This is a genomic window from Limosilactobacillus avium (assembly GCF_947381485.1).
GTDB lineage: Bacteria > Bacillota > Bacilli > Lactobacillales > Lactobacillaceae > Limosilactobacillus > Limosilactobacillus avium.
Genome location: NZ_CANCWN010000024.1, coordinates 1 through 17,855, shown reverse-complemented (window position 1 = coordinate 17,855; position 17,855 = coordinate 1). Strand labels below are relative to the sequence as shown.

Annotated in this window: 11 protein-coding genes and 1 pseudogene; 1 reads left to right on the top strand and 11 read right to left on the bottom strand. The window is 45.6% G+C overall.

What is annotated here, in order from left to right:
* Positions 1-142: 142 nt before the first annotated feature.
* The 10 genes from QOS01_RS07895 to glf all read right to left on the bottom strand — a co-directional run bounded on the left by QOS01_RS07895 (position 143) and on the right by glf (position 16,438).
* The gene (locus tag QOS01_RS07895) at positions 143-2,803 is read right to left on the bottom strand and encodes a peptidoglycan recognition protein family protein (RefSeq protein ID WP_283621861.1); all 2,661 of its coding nucleotides are present in this window, start codon (positions 2,801-2,803) and stop codon (positions 143-145) included.
* Between the two features lie 24 nt (positions 2,804-2,827).
* Positions 2,828-3,670: a dTDP-4-dehydrorhamnose reductase gene (rfbD, locus tag QOS01_RS07890; RefSeq protein ID WP_283621860.1), complete on the bottom strand. Its 843-nt coding sequence runs from the start codon at positions 3,668-3,670 to the stop codon at positions 2,828-2,830.
* Positions 3,671-3,787: 117 nt separating this feature from the next.
* Entirely contained in the window at positions 3,788-4,771 is a 984-nt protein-coding gene (rfbB, locus tag QOS01_RS07885) for a dTDP-glucose 4,6-dehydratase (protein ID WP_047768709.1), read from the bottom strand.
* 3 nt (positions 4,772-4,774) lie between these two features.
* Entirely contained in the window at positions 4,775-5,350 is a 576-nt protein-coding gene (gene rfbC, locus QOS01_RS07880; RefSeq protein ID WP_283621859.1) for a dTDP-4-dehydrorhamnose 3,5-epimerase, read from the bottom strand.
* A 15-nt stretch (positions 5,351-5,365) separates the two neighbouring features.
* Complete coding sequence (gene rfbA, locus QOS01_RS07875) at positions 5,366-6,235, bottom strand: glucose-1-phosphate thymidylyltransferase RfbA (protein WP_283621858.1); 870 nt, start codon at positions 6,233-6,235, stop codon at positions 5,366-5,368.
* A 125-nt stretch (positions 6,236-6,360) separates the two neighbouring features.
* Positions 6,361-8,232 carry a glycoside hydrolase family 73 protein gene (locus QOS01_RS07870; RefSeq protein WP_283621857.1) on the bottom strand — a complete coding sequence of 624 codons (1,872 nt, stop codon included), beginning with the start codon at positions 8,230-8,232 and terminating at the stop codon, positions 6,361-6,363.
* Between the two features lie 241 nt (positions 8,233-8,473).
* A complete protein-coding gene (locus QOS01_RS07865) occupies positions 8,474-11,023 on the bottom strand; it encodes a C39 family peptidase (RefSeq protein WP_283621856.1) in 2,550 nt (849 codons plus the stop codon).
* 60 nt (positions 11,024-11,083) lie between these two features.
* Positions 11,084-13,615: a M23 family metallopeptidase gene (locus QOS01_RS07860; protein ID WP_283621855.1), complete on the bottom strand. Its 2,532-nt coding sequence runs from the start codon at positions 13,613-13,615 to the stop codon at positions 11,084-11,086.
* Positions 13,616-13,882: 267 nt separating this feature from the next.
* A complete protein-coding gene (locus QOS01_RS07855; protein WP_283621854.1) occupies positions 13,883-15,316 on the bottom strand; it encodes a flippase in 1,434 nt (477 codons plus the stop codon).
* A gap of 3 nt (positions 15,317-15,319) precedes the next feature.
* A complete protein-coding gene (glf, locus tag QOS01_RS07850; protein ID WP_283621853.1) occupies positions 15,320-16,438 on the bottom strand; it encodes a UDP-galactopyranose mutase in 1,119 nt (372 codons plus the stop codon).
* A gap of 247 nt (positions 16,439-16,685) precedes the next feature.
* Here glf and QOS01_RS07845 point away from each other — a divergent pair, with 247 nt between their 5' ends.
* Positions 16,686-17,174 carry a hypothetical protein gene (locus QOS01_RS07845; protein ID WP_283621852.1) on the top strand — a complete coding sequence of 163 codons (489 nt, stop codon included), beginning with the start codon at positions 16,686-16,688 and terminating at the stop codon, positions 17,172-17,174.
* Positions 17,175-17,347: 173 nt separating this feature from the next.
* Here QOS01_RS07845 and QOS01_RS07840 read toward each other — a convergent pair.
* Positions 17,348-17,779 (bottom strand): annotated as a pseudogene (locus QOS01_RS07840) (IS66 family transposase); the annotation flags it as partial.
* Positions 17,780-17,855: the final 76 nt, after the last annotated feature.

The window sequence follows — 17,855 nt, the reverse complement described above, 5'->3', positions numbered from 1 at the left end:
AAAAAGTTCAATCCATTTAATTTTACATTGCCAGTATAACATATCCCCGTATCCGGTTTCATAAGGAGTGATTGAGATAGTTCGTAAGCGAAAATAAAAAGGAATCGAAAGTTCAATCCCGATTCCTTAATCGCCTGACAACTTACAGTTGCCGGTATTCGTACTTAACGAGTTCAAAGAAGTCACTCATCGTGTACGTGGTGCCAAAGTATTGCGAAGCTCGTCTTGCCCAGTAACCATCGGGGTCAGTGTGGTCCGTCACATGCATGTATTCAGAAACCATGTGGTGGGACCATAACGTACCACCATACTGACCTGTCTGACTGTTGTACCAAGCCAGGGTCGGCACAATTCCGTACTGCTTCATTTTGTATGCCGTGTAGTAGGCACCGTTGACTAATTCACGAACAAAGTTGCCGGCACCGTAGACTTCAACCTGTTCGAACTGGACAGCCCGACCGTTAGCCGGATACCCAGCACCCCAAGCTTCCCGGTCAGTGCTGGAAACTTCAATGATGTTGTTACCATCTACGAAGGCGTGAACGAAGGCGTTGTCATAGTGTTGCCGTTCAAAGTTAATTTCACCGTAGATGCTGTCGTTCGGGTTAGCTGTTTCGTGAACTACCACCATGTCCGGACGACCATCACTGGTCTTGCTGTACTTGCCTGTTACTTCCGGAATCACATAGTCGGTCCGAATGGTAGCATGGCCAATCTTATTCTGTAGAATATAACGGTTGATTGCATTAGCTGTCATATCGTATCTCAGCAGGAGTTCCGAGCGTAAGTCAATAAAATTACCATTTCCGTTGATGTCGTCTGTAAAGCGGTGAATTACCTGGAATACCTTTCCTTGTGCGCTTGCCGGCAGGGTTAAACCAAGTTGATAACCCGAGTTAGCACTGTGCAGGATGTATGGTGCCGTAGCGGCCGCGGTAGAATTGGCCCGGTTGATATCCAGAACCCGTTGCCGGTAAACTTCATGGCCGTTGGCATCCAAGAAAATCAGGTACTGGTACGGCTTGTCAGCGGACTGGTCACTTGCATGCCAACCACTAACATATACCGAACGACCGTTGATCCGGATATCATTAAACTTTCCCTGGTTCGAGGAGTAAGCAGGTAACCATTGGTCAGCGGTGTTGCTACCATTACCGGCGGGGTCATCCGTAAAGCGGAGGACAATCTGCATGTTACCTGTAATCTCTGCTGGGTTAAACTTGACCAGCGTGTTAAAGCCACTATTAGTACTGTTATAAATTAATGGGTATACGTTAGCAACGTCGGGACGGCTAGTGAGCGTCAGCTTCTGGCGAGCAACTTCATTATTACCGTTCAAAACAATGACGTAAGCGTTCCCCTTGCCTTGCGACTGGGAACTGGCCATCCAACCAGCAAGCTGGAGACCCTGGTCAGTCATCTTAATCTGGTCAAGCCAGTAGGCCTGTTGGTTATGGTAAGTAACTGGTGCAGACCAGAAGTCCGAATACTGACCGTCGCCACCATTGCCATTGGAGCTAGTGGAATACCGACTTACAACCGAGTAGGAGTGACCGTCTACCAACTTAATCCCGCTTAAGTTAAAGTTAGCGTTGAAGCCTGATTGTCCCGCCGTTGTGATTAACGGGTAGGCCTTGGCAACGTCAGTTCGGGATACACCATCGACCTTCTGACTAGCCACCTGACTGTTGGCAGTATTGTCATAAATGATTACGTACCGTTGATTTTCAAACTTTGAAATGTCATTGGCGTGCCAACCAGTAACGTTAAGTTGACCACTACTAAGGCTAAAACTGTCTAAGTGTCCTTGGTTAGCGTAGTTACCGTTAGTAATTGGGGTGAAGTAGTAGTCAACGTAATCACTATTACCATCCTTGCTGGAGGTGTAACGACTCAGCAATTGGAGCTTATGGTTAAAGTTAACCCCGTTCAGGTTAAAGAAGACATCAAAGCCAGACTGGCCGGCACCCTCAATGCCCGGATAAACCTTAGCAACGTCGGGACGACTTTGCCCATCTTTAACCAGCTGCCGGGCGATCTCAGTACCCGTTGTCCGGTCAAGAAGAATAATGTAGTGGTTCGGCTTGTTTACCGCCAGGTTAGTGGCATTCCAACCCGTAACCTCTAGCTGATTCTTGGTAACCGTTGCCTCATCTAAATTAGCGTAGTTCCGTCGATCAATCGTGACGGGGGCAAAGTAGTAGTCAGCGTCATTCGTATTACCAAGTGGGTCTGACGTATAACGACTAATCAGAGTTACTGAACTAGTGCTCCCCATTACCTTGCTGAGGTCGAAGTGGACGTTAAAGCCCGATTGGCTAGCTCCGTATACGTTATGTACCCGTTGGACATCATTCCGGGTAACCTCCTGGTTAGTGATGTTCTGCCGGGCAATTTCGTGGTTGTCCTGGTTGAGGGCAATAATGTAGTGGTACGGACGCCCCTGAGCACCATTAGTAGCGTGCCATCCAGTGGCATTAAGGCTGCCATCTGGATTAAGACTGATGCTGTCCATATTGGCGTAGTTGCCATTGTCGTTGCGGTTGTAACTCTGACTAGCAGCTACCTGCATCTGGGTATTAGCCGTTGCACTCTGGTTGTCATTTGCACTTGTTGATGTCTGCTGCTGAGTGGTCGTATTGTCAGTATTTGCTTGCTGTGTCTGAGCAGTCGTGGCGACTGTTGTCGGGTTGTTATCCGCGTGGGACGTCCCCTGTGAAACCCACAGCAAGAACCCACAACTTGTCATGGCCAAGCCAGTCATGGCAACTTTTTTAGCGTGTTCAAAATTAATAAACTTCATTCAGATATCCTTCCCTAAGAATTATTAATCAATTACCTTTAAGAAATCATGTAAGGCTTCTTGCCAGCTGATTGGCTGGTATCCCGCTTTCTTGACCTTGTCGAGACTCATAATCGAGTGACGCGGTCGGTACGCCTTCTGCGGATATTCTGCGGAGGTAACTGGACTTACCGTGACATCCTTGTCCTTCAAGATCTCGCAGGCAAAGTCATACCAGGTACAGGAACCATCGTTGGAGAGCTGGTAGGTGCCGTACGCGACATTATTCTGAACAGCGAAGAGCATAAATTCGGCCAAAGTCCGGGTCCAAGTTGGCCGACCAATTTGGTCATTAACAACCGTCAGATGGTCATGGGTCTTAGCCAGACGGAGCATCGTGTAGACAAAGTTCTTGCCGTATTCACCAAACACCCAGGAAGTCCGGATGATGTAGTACTTATCCATCGTCTCGCGGACGGCCTGTTCACCCGCCAACTTGGCCTTGCCGTACTCATTCTTCGGGTTCGGCTCCGCGTCGGTCGGGTATTCTCCCGCATTCGTTCCGTCAAATACGTAGTCGGTACTGATGTAAACCAGAGTGGCACCATACTGATGGGCCGCCTGGGCAATATTCTTGGTCCCGTCAGCGTTGACCTGCCAGTTTGCTTCCTTACCCTCATCTTCCGCCTTATCAACCGCCGTGTAAGCGGCACAGTGAAAGACTACTTTCGGTTGAATTGCTGCAAATCGTTTGACAACTGCCTGACGGTCAGTAATGTCGAGACCCTGTGAATCAAAGGCCTGGTAGTCAATCCCCTTCTGATCCAACAAGTAACGAAGTTCCGTCCCGAGCTGACCATTTGCTCCCGTGATTAGGATGTCTGCCATTATCAGTTTTCCTCCTTAAAAAGGGGCCACGGCAAGCAATTACCGTTACCCCTATTCGTTATTATCCATTGTACATCACGTTAGGTTACCTGATGTTACAACTTCATTTTATTTATATTACTTCAAAGCGGCCTTAGCCTTCAGTGGCTTCCACCATGCTTCGTTATTCTTGTACCAGTCAATCGTCTTAACGATTCCCGTATCAAAGGTGTATTCCGGCTTCCAGCCTAATTCCTTCTCAATCTTGCTTGGGTCGATAGCGTAGCGCTTATCGTGACCCAGACGGTCCTTGACGTACTTGATGTGGTCTTCGGAAATTCCCAAGTTATCAACAATCAGGTGAACAATCTCGTTGTTAGTCCGTTCGTTGTGGCCACCGACGTTGTAAACTTCGCCCGGCTTACCCTTCCGCAGGACCAGGTCGATTGCCTGACAGTGGTCGGAAACGTAGAGCCAGTCACGGATATTCTTACCATTACCATAGATTGGCAGGTCCTTACCTTCCATCCCGTTGGAGGTCATCAATGGAATCAACTTTTCTGGGAATTGGTATGGGCCATAGTTGTTGGAACAACGGGTAATGTTGACATTGTAGCCGTAGGTTTCAAAATAGGAACGGACAATCATGTCCGCTGAAGCCTTACTTGCCGAGTATGGTGAGTTTGGTTGCAGTGGAGATTCTTCAGTAAAGTAGCCCGTTGCACCCAGGGTACCATAGACTTCGTCGGTTGATACTTGCAGGAACTTCTCAACGCCCTCCTTCTTGGCAACGTCCAGCAGAGCCAGAGTCCCTTGGACATTGGTTTCCACAAAGATGTCTGGGTGAAGGATTGACCGGTCAACGTGTGACTCAGCCGCAAAGTTAACAATGTGGTCGATGTTGAATTCGTGGACCAGGTGGGTTACCAGTTCTCGGTTGACAATATTCCCCTTAACGAAGTGGTAGTGGGGGTTATCCTTGATATCATCCAGGTTGTGGATGTTCCCTGCGTAAGTCAGCAGGTCTAAGTTAATCAGGTTATCATCAGGGTGCTTCTTGAGCATGTAGTGGATAAAGTTACTGCCGATAAAGCCGGCTCCACCGGTTACTAAAATATTCATTTTTTACTTTTCCTCCCCATAAGTAAAGTTCATTTCGGCATCCTTGAAAGATGGGTGGTGTTGGTCCTTTTCGGACAGGATCAGGTGGTCAGTTGGCATTGGCCACTTGATGTTCAGGTCGGGGTCATCGTAAGCAATTCCCCGGTCGGCGTCTGGTGCGTAGTAACCATCGACCTTGTAGGCAACGTTAACGTTTGGTGTCAAGGTAACAAAGCCGTGCGCAAAGCCCTTGGGAACCAGGAGCTGACGGTGGTTGTATTCACTCAGGATAAAGCCTTCCCAGTTACCGAAAGCTGGTGATCCCTTCCGGATGTCGACGATGACATCGTAAATGGCTCCAGTAACGGCCCGCAGAAGCTTGGTCTGGGAGTATGGTGCTAACTGGTAGTGCATCCCCCGCAGAACACCGGGTTCCACGGACAGTGATTGGTTATCCTGGGTAAATTCAACATTGATGCCTGCCGCCTCAAACTTGTTCTTGGTGTAGTTTTCGGTGAAAAAGCCCCGGTGGTCGCCGAAGACATCAGTTTCCACAATCTTTGCATCTGGTAACGTAGTGTCGATAACTTTCAATGACATTTATTTCCAATCTCCTTAGTTTTCCTTAGCCAACCGTAAGAGGTATTGGCCATAATCATTTTTCTTCAGTGGTTGGGCCAATTCGACAAGCTTATCCTTATCGATGTAACCCATCCGGTAGGCAATTTCCTCAATTGAGGCCACTTTAAGGTTCTGCCGCCGCTCAATCGTTGCGATGAAGTTTGCTGCTTCGAGCATCGAATCATGGGTCCCGGTATCGAGCCAGGCGTAGCCCCGGCCCATCAGCTCAACGTCAAGCTTTCCCCGACGCAGGTATTCCTTATTAACGTCGGTAATCTCAAGCTCACCCCGGGCGGACGGTTTGATGTGCTTAGCAATGTTAACCACATTGTTGTCGTAGAAGTAGAGCCCCGTGACAGCGTAGTTGCTCTTCGGGTGGGCAGGCTTCTCCTCGATTGACAGGGCGTGCATCTGGTCATCAAAGTCAACCACCCCAAACCGCTCTGGGTCATTGACATGGTAGCCAAACACCGTAGCCCCTTCGGTCTTCTTGGCCGCCGCTTGGACGAGTTCGGACAGACCGGCACCATAGTAGATGTTATCCCCTAAAATCAGGGCAACTGAATCGTCACCAATGAAGTCCGCCCCAAGAATAAAGGCCTCTGCCAGGCCGTTAGGTTTTTCCTGGACCTTGTAGGTGAAGTGCAGGCCCAGGTCTGAGCCGTCACCCAAGAGTTCCTTAAACAATGGGGTGTATTCGGGAGTCGAGATAACTAAAATATCACGAATCCCCGCCAGCATTAAGGTTGACAATGGATAATAGACCATTGGCTTATCATATACTGGAATCAACTGCTTAGATATTCCCCGCGTAATCGGGTAGAGACGGGTTCCAGACCCACCAGCTAAAATAATTCCTTTCATAGTGGCCTCCTTAAATGCCAAAATCCATGTTACATTTTATCACACTTGGCAAGAGCAAATGGTTAAATTATGGATAAAATAAAAAGGAAGGACGGCACCAAGCCATTCTTCCTCATTCTTTGTAATTATCGGATTGTCACCTTAACTGGATTGAACCAGTAGTCAATCTTGTTACCTTCACCATTCTTGGCATCACTGTAGCGGGAGATAATCCGGATTTCGTGACCGTTCAATGAAGGATCAAGCGTAGTCGTCAGGTCAAAACCAGACTGGGCATCGTTGTAGATGTTGGGGTAGACTTTTTGAACATCGTTTCGGGATAAGGAGTCCACCATCTGCCGTTTAACCTCTCGGTGCGTAGTTGCATCGTAAATGATGATGAAGTGGTATGGTTTAGCAACGCTCTGGTCAGCGGCGTGCCAACCAGTAACATGAAGTTGATTTCCGCTAACAGTAAGTGAATCTAAGTACGCACGATTTTCACTGAAAGTCTTCGGAGCAAACCAGTAGTCAACGTAGTTTCCTTCACCATTTTGTGAGTTACTATAACGGGAAATCACCTGAATCTGGTCGCCTGCTAAAGCCGGATTGAAGTTCAGCTTCAGACTAAAGCCAGACTTATTGGCTCCATAAATGTTGTAAACCTTGGCAACATCATCCCGTGAACCACTTTCAACGAGGAAACGTCCCAATTCAACCTGCTTCGAGCCATCATAAATAATAATAAAGTGGTATCCCTTATTTAGACTTGCATCAGCAGCATGCCAACCTGAAATATTAATAGTTCCCGTCTTCGCATCTAAGCTCATGTTATCAAGATATCCAGTATTAGCATTTAATGAAACTGGGGTGAAGAATAAGTCCTTACCACCATTAATTTCACCATTTGTATTGTAGGTGTAGCGGGATACAACTTGAACATTCTTACCTGCAAAGATTGAAGAGTAAGGAATGTTAATGTTAAAACCGCCCCACCCAGAAATATCAGCGTTAGGGTATACATTTTGAACATCTTGACGGTAATCGCCATTTACTTCCGTCCGGTATAATTCCTTGCCAGTATTACCATCCAAAAGAATGATAAAGTGATGCATCTTACTATTGTAAGAATCAGATGCATGCCAGCCCCGAATGTTAATTTGGTTGCCAACCACTGACAAATTATCTATGTGACCAGTGTTAACTTCGGCAACTTCACGGTCCCAGGCAGTCAAACCATACCGTTCAATTACGGCGTTAAGGCTGGAAGCATAGTAAGGGTCGGTTGCGTAACCGTCAGCCTGGATCAATCGGGTAACGGTCCGGTAGTCAGTCTGCCATAACAGGTTGTGGTAACGACTGTTAACGGCTAAGAAGCGACCATGGTCTTGAACGGATTCATTATTGTTAGCATATGCTCGGAAGGCATCATTGATGTAAACACTCCGGCCACCATAGACTTCACGAGTTGGCATCGTAATGGAATGACCGTTGTAGGAACCCTTGATGCCAAAAAGGTTGTGGCCCTGGGTAGCCAGACCAGACTGGCCCCAACCACTTTCCAGGATGGCCTGGGCAGCGGTAACGGATGGGAGGACACCGTATTGGCGCCAACCGTTTAAGGCCCCATCATGGATACTGTTCAAGAAGTTGATATTCCGACTAGAGAGACCCGCAGTGTTCAAGGAAGCGGCACCGTTAGTTCCGTTTGAGGATGAAACTGGGGTTGCAGTTACGTTGTACTGTCCAGTAGAGAAGCTAGGATTAGTATCAATTACCGGCTTATTGTTTGCTTGTTGAACATCATGTTCATTCAAACTGACGCCATCATTTGCACCAGCAACCGCCGTCTGCGTGCTTGCTTGGGCAGTCTCTTGCTGGTTGTCCGTACTTTGATTTAAGTTTTGGTAATTAGTATTTTGACTAGTCGTATTGACGTTGGTAGTTAAAGCTACCTGTTGGTCAGCACTAGTAGTTGTTTGAGTGCTATCAGCTTGCGCATCGGCTTGGAAAAACATTAAAGATGCACCAAAAGTAAATAAAACAGGTAAAACGATTTTAATTTTTGATTGTTTCTTGTTCTTCATTGTGTATTAATATTCCCTCAAATCTAACTAATAATTTAACTTAAACACCATGAATATACTAACATTCTTAAATTACAGCCAAGTTACAAGAAGTTTATAAAAAAGGCCGATAATGAAATAAAAGGCCCTCGCAAGGCATAACTGCATTGCAAAGGCCTAAGAAATATTAAATTTAGTAACTTAATGCCCGTTGACGGTCGGCATTCCAGTGGGAATAGAACTCACCATAGGACATTGCTTCCTTTCGACCAGTCCAAGGGTTATTGTAGTCGAACCCGTTAGCGTTATAGCCGGTCAAAGTAATGGCATGGTTAACAAAACCGTTCATGTTGGCCATCCAAACGACGACCAAGTGCCCTTCCCGTAACTTTTCTTGAATTGCTTGCAGGTTAGTCCCAGTCATTACCTGACTGTGGCCAACGTAGTGGTTAACCACGGGGGCAACCCCAGTTGGGAAGACCCACCAACCACTTGGACTGAATGGATTACCAACGAAGCCAAGGTCACCATTGCTGCTTCGTGGCATCTCGTTTGCCAGCTGAATCTTATTGACATTGTAGCCGGCGTAGCGAAGCATCATCGTAACTGCCGTGATTTCACACCCCGTTGGTAATTCAGGGAGTTGGCAAATTACCTCGGCGTTGTTGAATACCCCCACAATGTTCCCCATTGCGTCATAGTAAAGTGTCTTGAGGCCACTCGTTTGGGCACCGGAGTTAATGGAGACGTTCCCTGAATAATAATCGACGGAGTTCCCATTACCATTAATGTCATCAGTCAGTCGGTCAATAATCCGGACAACCTTGTGCTGGACATTATCCGGCAGTGCAAACGCAAGTTGAAAGCCGGAATGGTCACTGTTCAGGATGTAACCAACAGCATTTCCAACGTCCGGCCGAGCCCGGTTAACATCCTGAACCTGGTGACGGGTTAATTCATGACCGTTTTGGTCCAAGAAGATCAACCATTGGTAAGGCCTGCTTGCTGAGCCGTTACTTGCGTGCCAGCCACTCACGTAGATGTTGCTGCCATTAACCGTAACCTGGTCAAAGGAACCCTGGTTGCTTGCGTAAGCAGGTGTCCACTGATCATCTTTGTTGCCCTCACCGTTGTTACCATCACTGGAAAAGCGTAGGACAAGCTGCATGTTTCCTGTAATATCAGCCGGATTAAGTTTAATAAGCGCAGTGAAGCCACTCTTCTTGCTGTTATAGATTCCACTGTACACCTTAGCAACATCTGGCCGATCGTTCAGGGTCAGCTGTTGACGAGTAATCTCATGGTTGTCATTTAAAACAATGATATAGGGGTGATTATCCAATCCAGAATAGTCACTGACCATCCAGCCACTAATCTGTAAACCCTGCTGGGTCATCTTTTGACTGTCAATGTAATAGTGACGCTGGTTTAAGACCTTCGGAGAGGACCAAAAGTCAACGTACTTTCCATCCCCACCGTTACCTTTGTTACTAGTGGAGTAACGACTAACGATTGAGTAGGAGTGCCCGCCAACCAGTTTATTCTGCAGGTTAAAACTACCCGTAAAGCCAGAATTCTTGGCACTTTTGACGTTTGGAAAGGCCTTGGCGACGTCCTCACGGGTAACTTGTTGGGCGTTCGTCACTGCTACCTGGCTATTGGTCGTGTTGTCAAACAGAATCAGGAAGTGGTTATCTTCAAACTGGGAAATGTCATTGGCGTGCCAACCAGTAACAACCACCCGACCACTACTTAAGTCCCAGCTATCTAAAGAACCCTGGTTAGAAAAGTTACCATTCGTGATTGGGGTGAAGTAATAATCAACGTAGTCGCTATTACCGTCAGCAGAACTAGTGTAGCGGCTCAGGACCTGGAGCTGGTCGTTAAAGTTGAGGTTATTCATGGCAAAGGCGGCCGTGAAACCAGACTGACCGGCCTTGTCAACTCCTGGGTAAACCCGAGCGACGTCAGGACGACTAACGGCCTTAACTAACTGCCGCCCCACTTCCTTACCAGTTGTCCGATCGAGGATAATGATGTAGTGGTTGGCCTTGTTGGCGGCCTGGTTTGTGGCGTGCCAGCCGGAGAGTACCAACTGGTTGTCCTTAACTACCGTACTATCCAAGTTTCCGTAGTTATTATGGTCAATGGTAAGCGGTGCAAACCAGTAGTCGACACTATCACCATTCCCCTGCTTGTCAGCCGTGTAACGACTGATCAATTGGACGCTATTCGTGGTTGCCAGGACCTTCGAAAGGTCAAACTGAACTGCGAAGCCAGCCTTTCCTGCCCCGGCCACGTTATGCTGTTGCTGAACATCCGGCCGACTAATCGCTTGGTCCGTAATGTTCTGCCGACCAATCTCACGGTGATTAGTTTGGTCGTAAGCGATAACGTAGTGGTAAGGCCGGCTAGCCGAACCATTGGTAGCGTGCCAACCACGGGCAACTAACTGTCCCTGATCGTTCACACCTTGACTATCCATGTTAGCGTAGTTGCCCCGGTCACTTTGATCCACGTTATTCGTTGTCTGATCAGTGTTAGCTGCCACTGCCGTTGTAGTGGTAGCACTTGCTTGTGTCGACTGTTCTGCCATGGTAGCCCCTTTAACGACTGCTGGGGCTAACGTTGTCACGTCAGCCTGTCCGTTGACTTGTGACAACCATAGGGCAAAGCCACAACTAGTCATTGCCAGTGTCGTCATTGCTACGAGCTTGGCATGACTAAAATCAATAACCTTCATGAAAATTTTCTCCCCCTAGTAAAAGAGGCCGGGTAACTATGCCCGACCTCAAAGACTTATTTAACCATTTAGACCGTTCCGGATAATTTCAAGTGGGTTCAGCCAGGTTCCGTTATTGTTAAAGGAGTTGGCCAAATCATAGTTGAAGTTGTGGTTCTTGGTAATTCCGATGTGAACGTGTGAAGTATCCCGAGTCCCAATAACGTCACCAACATTGATCTGTTGACCTGGAGTAACGTTAATGTCACCACGACTAGCGAACGCTTCTTGGTAAACAATCAGGTAGTCACCGGTGTCTTCCAGAACGTACCAGTCCAAACCAGCAGTGTAACCAACACTGATAATCTTACCGGAGTGGATAGCTTGAACGTGGGCGCCAGGGTGGTCGTAAGAACCGAAGTCAAGGCCATCGTGGAAACCGTTCTGACGGAATTCACCACCAGGGTTAACACCAAATAGTTGGGCACCAGCAAAGTGACCTTCACCAACCGCCGGGAATGGCCAGGCCCACTTATCGGAGTGGATAGAAATCGGTTGGGATTCAACGTCAACGTAGTCACTATTACCATTTACGTCACTAGTAATCCGGTGAATAACTCGAACAGTGTGATGATCAAGACTCGTTGGGATGTTGAAGCCAAGTTGATAACCAGACTTGCCACTATTGATGATTGCTGGCTCAGCACTAGCAACATCAGGACGGCTCCGGTTGATGTCTAAGACCCGTTGCCGGTACAGTTCCTTACCACTTTCCGCATCAACAAAGATTAGGTATTGGTAAGGCTTGTTAGCGGATTGATCACTGGCATGCCATCCACTGACGTAGATACCGTTATCACTAACGGAAATTTGGTCAAATGCCCCTGCATTGGTTGCATAAGTGGTACTGCTGTATTGGTCATCATAATTACTGTTACCGTCTTCTGCACCGGAGAACCGCATTAAGACCTGCAGATTTCCTGTAGCCTTAGCAGGATCAAACTTTACAGTGGTGTTGAAACCACTCTTCAAACTATTGAAGATGCTTGCCTTAGCCTTGGCAACGTCAGTCCGATTGGATAACTCTACTTTTTGGCGACCAATTTCCTTACCATTTGATAAGACAATGACGTAAGCATTGTTACGGTTAAGGGAGAAGTCACTAGCCATCCAGCCTGTAACATGCAGACCTTCACTGGTCATTTCAATGCTATCCAAGTTATTTTCATGCTTGTTAAATGATGGTAAGCTAAACCACTTATCAGTATACTGGCCGTTACCACCGTTACCATTTGCGCTCGTTGAATAGCGACTAACTAACGAATAAGAGTGACCAGATATCAGACCCAGATCACTGAGATTGAAACTGGTACGAAAACCTGAGTTAGCAGCTGTATTAATCGATGGGTAGGCCTTAGCAACATCGGAACGACTGGTTGTGACAGACTTAACTGCCGTAACCTGTTTGTTGGCCGTATTATCAAACAGAATCAAGTAATGGTTGCTTTCCAGCTTGGAAACATCGTCAGCGTGCCAGCCAGTAACAATTAACTGCTGACCATTACTGATATCAACACTATCCAGGTTTCCTTGGTTAGTGTAATTGCCATTAGTGATTGGCGTGAAGTAGTAGCTAACAGCATTATCAGACTGGGCATCGGAGCTGTAGCAGCTAATGATTTGTAGCTGGTGGTTTAAGTTGAGCTTACTCAAGTCAAAACTGACGTTAAAGCCAGATTGATCTGCATTATCAACGTCCGGGTAAGCCTTAGCAACATCCGGCCGACTAACTGCCTTGATTGTTTGACTAGCAACAACTTGTTTAGTTGTCCGGTCGTATACCGAAATAGTGTGGTATGGCTTGTTGGCAGCAAGGTTAGTTGCGTTCCAACCAGTAACCTGCAGCTGATTATTGTTTACCGTCACACTATCAAGGTAAGCATGATTTTCCTTATCAAAGGTAATCGGAGCAAACCAAAAATCGGTGTAGTTCGAATTGCCAGAAGCAGAGGCACTGTAGCGGCTAATAAAGCTAATTGAATCTGCATTAGCCAGCGCATCTGCAGAAAGCTTTAAATTAACGTTAAAGCCAGACTGAGCAGCCCCGTAAACATTGTGGGCCTTTTGAACATCTGGCCGACTAACCGGATCAGTAACCTGAGTCCGGGTAATTTCAGACTTAGTCGTGTTATCGTAAGCAATGATGTAGTGGTATGGCTTACCTTCCGAAGAATTAGTAGCGTTCCAACCAGTAACTTGCAGTTGACCGTTATCGCTTAACTTAACGGAATCCAAGTAAGCATAATTCCCCTTATCATTTTGGTTATAGCTAGTTTGTTCATTGCTGTCACTAGTTGCTGCAGTAGCTGCAGCGGTAGCAGCACTTGTTGTTGCCATAGCAGTGTTATCAGTAGCTGCAGTTGCAGCACTATTTTGAGAATCAGCAGCAGAAGTCGTTGCTGAAGCAGCGCTGTTTGTTAAAGCAGCAGTATTGTTGTCATTATCATTTGAAGTGCCATTAGCACTAGTGTTATTGACTGTTGCCGTCGTTTGGGCATCAGTTTGGGTTTGGTTAGTAGTATCAATCTGATTAGCAGAAACCTTACCGTGCATTAAAAAAAGTGCACTTCCACAAACGGTGATTGTTGGTAAAATTTTGCTCTTGAAATTCTTAAGGTTAAAAATAATGTTTTCCTCCAAATGTCAAACTTAGGTTGACTTATTAACACTATTAATAAAGATATACGTCCCCGATTCAGATTGCAAATTTTAATAAAAAAGCAAAAAGCAGCGACAAAAGCCTTAATACCAAGCTTTTCTCGCTGTTTTAAATAATCTGAGTCAATATATTTTAAAATTCTTGTAACACAGCAGAAATATTTATTTCTTGCCAGTTCGCTTTTTTAATAAGTTCTGTGCCTCATCAAGGATAGAAGCTCTTGTGATGATAAGGCCCAGTAGATAGAGCCCCGCACCAACCATAACTTCCAGAACAAGGTTAGAAACAGTCATATTAATTGTTAAACAGATACGATTAACCACGATGTACATGATGAAGCCACACAGGAAGTACTTCCACTGTTCGCCAAATAGCCGGCGTCGGCTAATAGTGTGCCTAATCATTACCAGCTGACTTGCTGTTACTAAAAATTCTGAACCAACGGTAGCTACTGCTGCACCGTTAGCACCCCAACCTTCAATTAAGAAAAGGTTGAAGATAACGTTACTGACCGCACCAATGGTTACAGAAGTTGTATACTCCTTAACGCGATTGACCGGCATCAGATACTGAGTACCGGTAACATTACTCCAGGCTATTAAGACGATAATGGGTGCCTCAAGAAACATGATTCTACCGGCGGGAATAAAGTCACCCCCAAGAAACCATGGTGCGAACCGTTCCGAAATAGCCATTAACCCAAACATCATTGGCACAGAGATGGCAGAGACAAAGTTAAAGGAAGAGTACAGACTCGAACGAACTCCTTTTATGTCCCCCTTGGCAAACTTATTAGCAACGTGAGGTAACATTACCGTCCCCGTTGCGGTCACAACAGCTAAGACAAACTTAACGATCTTATCCGCCTGACCGAAGTTACCTAAAGCTGTCTGGGTCGACATTCTCCCCAGCATCAATCGGTTTAAAACCAAGTAAACCTGCGTTGTAATTGTTGGAATAAATAACAGAAGCGCTGGATAAAAGTGTTTGAATGGGTGCCACTTTCTAATACTTACCCAGACAATGTTACCTTTGAGGTACGGCCAAAGAGTAATGTTTCCGACTAATTGTGTTAGGCCCAAAATAGCAATATACTTCCACAGGTCGTTAACATTTTTAACAACGGTAAAGATTAGTACTAGGGATACTAGTCGAACTAGGGTATTTCGAAGAACCGTAACCTTAAAGTTTTCAAGTCCCATAAAGTACCAGGAGACATCAAGGCCAGTAGCAATAATCCAAATCCCTTGCAAAAGAAAGTAGTACTTGAAAGTCGTACTAAAAAGGAAGACAGCTGCCAGGTAAGCAACCAGTGACATAGAAATTGTTAGTACTTGAAGTGACTCAACACCCCAGAAGGTCCGTGATCGCTCATATAGGTCATCACGGTGGTAAGCGACTTCCCGATTACCATAGAGTGTAATTCCCATCTGTCCCATCAAATAGAAAAAAGTAACCCAGCTGTTGGTGTATTCGTTAATTCCAACATCATGAGCTCCCAAAACACGTGAAATATAAGGAACCGTAATTAATGGAATTAACATATTCAGGATTTGATATCCTGCATTATACAGATAATTCTTAATTACCTTCATAGCTTAATTGTTAAACTCCTTAGACACGGTCTTTAAGGCGGCCGCAATTACCTGGTCCATGTTGTAGTAACGGTATTGGCCCAGCCGACCACCAAAGATAACGTTAGGCTCTTTCTTAGCAAGCTCTTGGTACTTTGCATAAAGTTGATTATTCCGTTGGTTATTAACCGGGTAGTATGGTTCATCCCCCCGGTGCCAATCAGCGGGGTATTCCCGGGTAACAATTGTCTTATCCTTGTCGCCCTTACCGAATTCGAAGTGTTTGTGTTCAATTACCCGGGTGTACGGTGTCTCCGCATCCGTGTAGTTAACAACCGCGTTTCCTTGATAGTTGCCAACATTCTTCTCTTCCGTCTCAAAGCGCAAACTCCGGTATTCCAGTTCGCCAAGTTGGTAGTCGAAGAACTGATCAATCGTCCCGGTGAAGACAATCCGTGGATAATCCTTTAAGTACTCGTCCTTCTTATCAAAGAAGTCCGCACTAGTTTCAACGTCAATCAAGTCACTTTCCACCATCTTTTCGACAATTTGAGTGTAACCACCGATTGGAATTCCTTGGTAATCATCGTTGAAGTAGTTGTTATCATAAGTCAAACGAACCGGTAAACGCCGAATAATGAAGGCTGGCAGGTCAGTGGCTTTCTGTCCCCACTGCTTCTCGGTATAACCCTTAATTAGTTTTTCGTAGATGTCACGGCCAATCAAAGAAATGGCTTGTTCCTCAAGGTTCTGCGGTTCCTTACCCGCCATCTCTTGCCGCTGCTCATTGATCTTTGCCAGGGCCTCGTCAGGAGTCTTAACTCCCCACATCTTATTGAAGGTGTTCATATTAAAAGGCAGGTTGTAGATTTCACCCTTGTAATTGGCGATCGGGCTGTTAGTGTAGCGGTTAAAGTCCGCAAACTGGTTAACATAGTCCCAAACCCGTTTATTGGAAGTATGGAAGATATGAGCACCGTACTGGTGAACCTGGATACCGTCCACTTCTTTAGTATAAATATTTCCCGCAACATGAGGCCGCTTGTCGATTACCTTGACACGCTTACCACGTTGGGCAGCTTCGTAAGCAAAGGTTGCACCAAACAAGCCGGCACCAACAACTAAATAATCATATTTTTTCATGACAAATTCCCTTCAATTATTTCAGTTTTATACAAGTATTTTACTATTGTTTTAAATATCAGCAACTCCCTCTATTTTCATTGATGGTCAAAGAGGTTAGTGTTAAAATGCATATTGATTTGTGTCACAGATGTTTTTAATCAATTAACATTGTAGACGGATATTTCTTACAAATGCTATAATTATACTATTAAACATTTCAATAGTATAGTTTGCAAATTAAATTATATAGGAGAGACATCTTAATATGAAAAAATTACAACGCTTCGTTTGCTCTGGATTCCTAGTTCTGACATTAGCGTTCGGGCTAGCTGGTTGCGGATCTAACCATAACTCTTCTAAGTCAGCAACCTCTAAAGACCGGGTAACTAAGGTTACAAAACATAAGAAGAGCCATGAAGCTAAGAAGCAATCCTCCTCAAAGGCTACTAACAAGAAGTCATCAAGCTCAAGTGATAACCAATCCGAAGAAAGTAGTAGTTCTTCAAGCGCTGCAAATAGTAGTGTAACTACAAACAAGAACAGTAACAGTGCTTCAAGTGAAAGCTCATCAGTTACCAGTCACAAGCAATTAGGTTTGAGTGATGTTGCCGTTTGGACTGATAACAACGGTGTTACCCACCACGTTGACAGTGATGGAATGGATCGGCAGACTTCTCCTAACCAATCCGGTACAACTTACAAAGACTGGTCTGGCAGTTTACCAAGCAACGCCCAAATTGTTCACCAAAACTAATTTCAAAAACACAGACGTTAAAAGCCAGAGAGTAGATCCCAAATGATTTGCTCTCTGGCTTTTGTTTTATCGGTGTAAATAGGGACTGTATTTAGTAAGCAGTCAATAATGATACGTATTGAAAACGAATGAAAGGGCGTGAACCACGGCTTCTTGCGGTCCACACCCTTCTTCTATTCATGACATACCTGCTGTACTTCTTCTGCCCATGGTAAAAGAGCCTCAATGTCGCTACTTTTCTGATTGGGTAGTCGATCAAACAGGTATTTAAAATACTTATATACATTTAACTTATTAATTTTCGCTGTTGCCACTAGCGTGTAGTAAATTGCATTAGCCTCAGCTCCACGAGGACTTTTCGCAAACAAACAGTTTTTACGAACCAAGGTGGTGAAACGGATTTCTTCTTCTAATGAGTTATTGCTCAGTGGGATTTGTCCATTTTCAAAGATTCGATATACTCTTGTCCTGAGCTTTAGGGCATTCTTGATGGCTGCACACAGACGGCCCCGCGGTGAAACAACGCTATTCAAATAATGGTAAAACTTATCAAGCAACGGCTTTACATGAATAATCCTTTGCTGACGTTTCTCCTCCTCAGTTTGTAAGCACACCATAACGACACGTATTGAAAAAGGCGGTCGTGATCCTCAAGCTTGGATCACGATCGCCCTACTTATT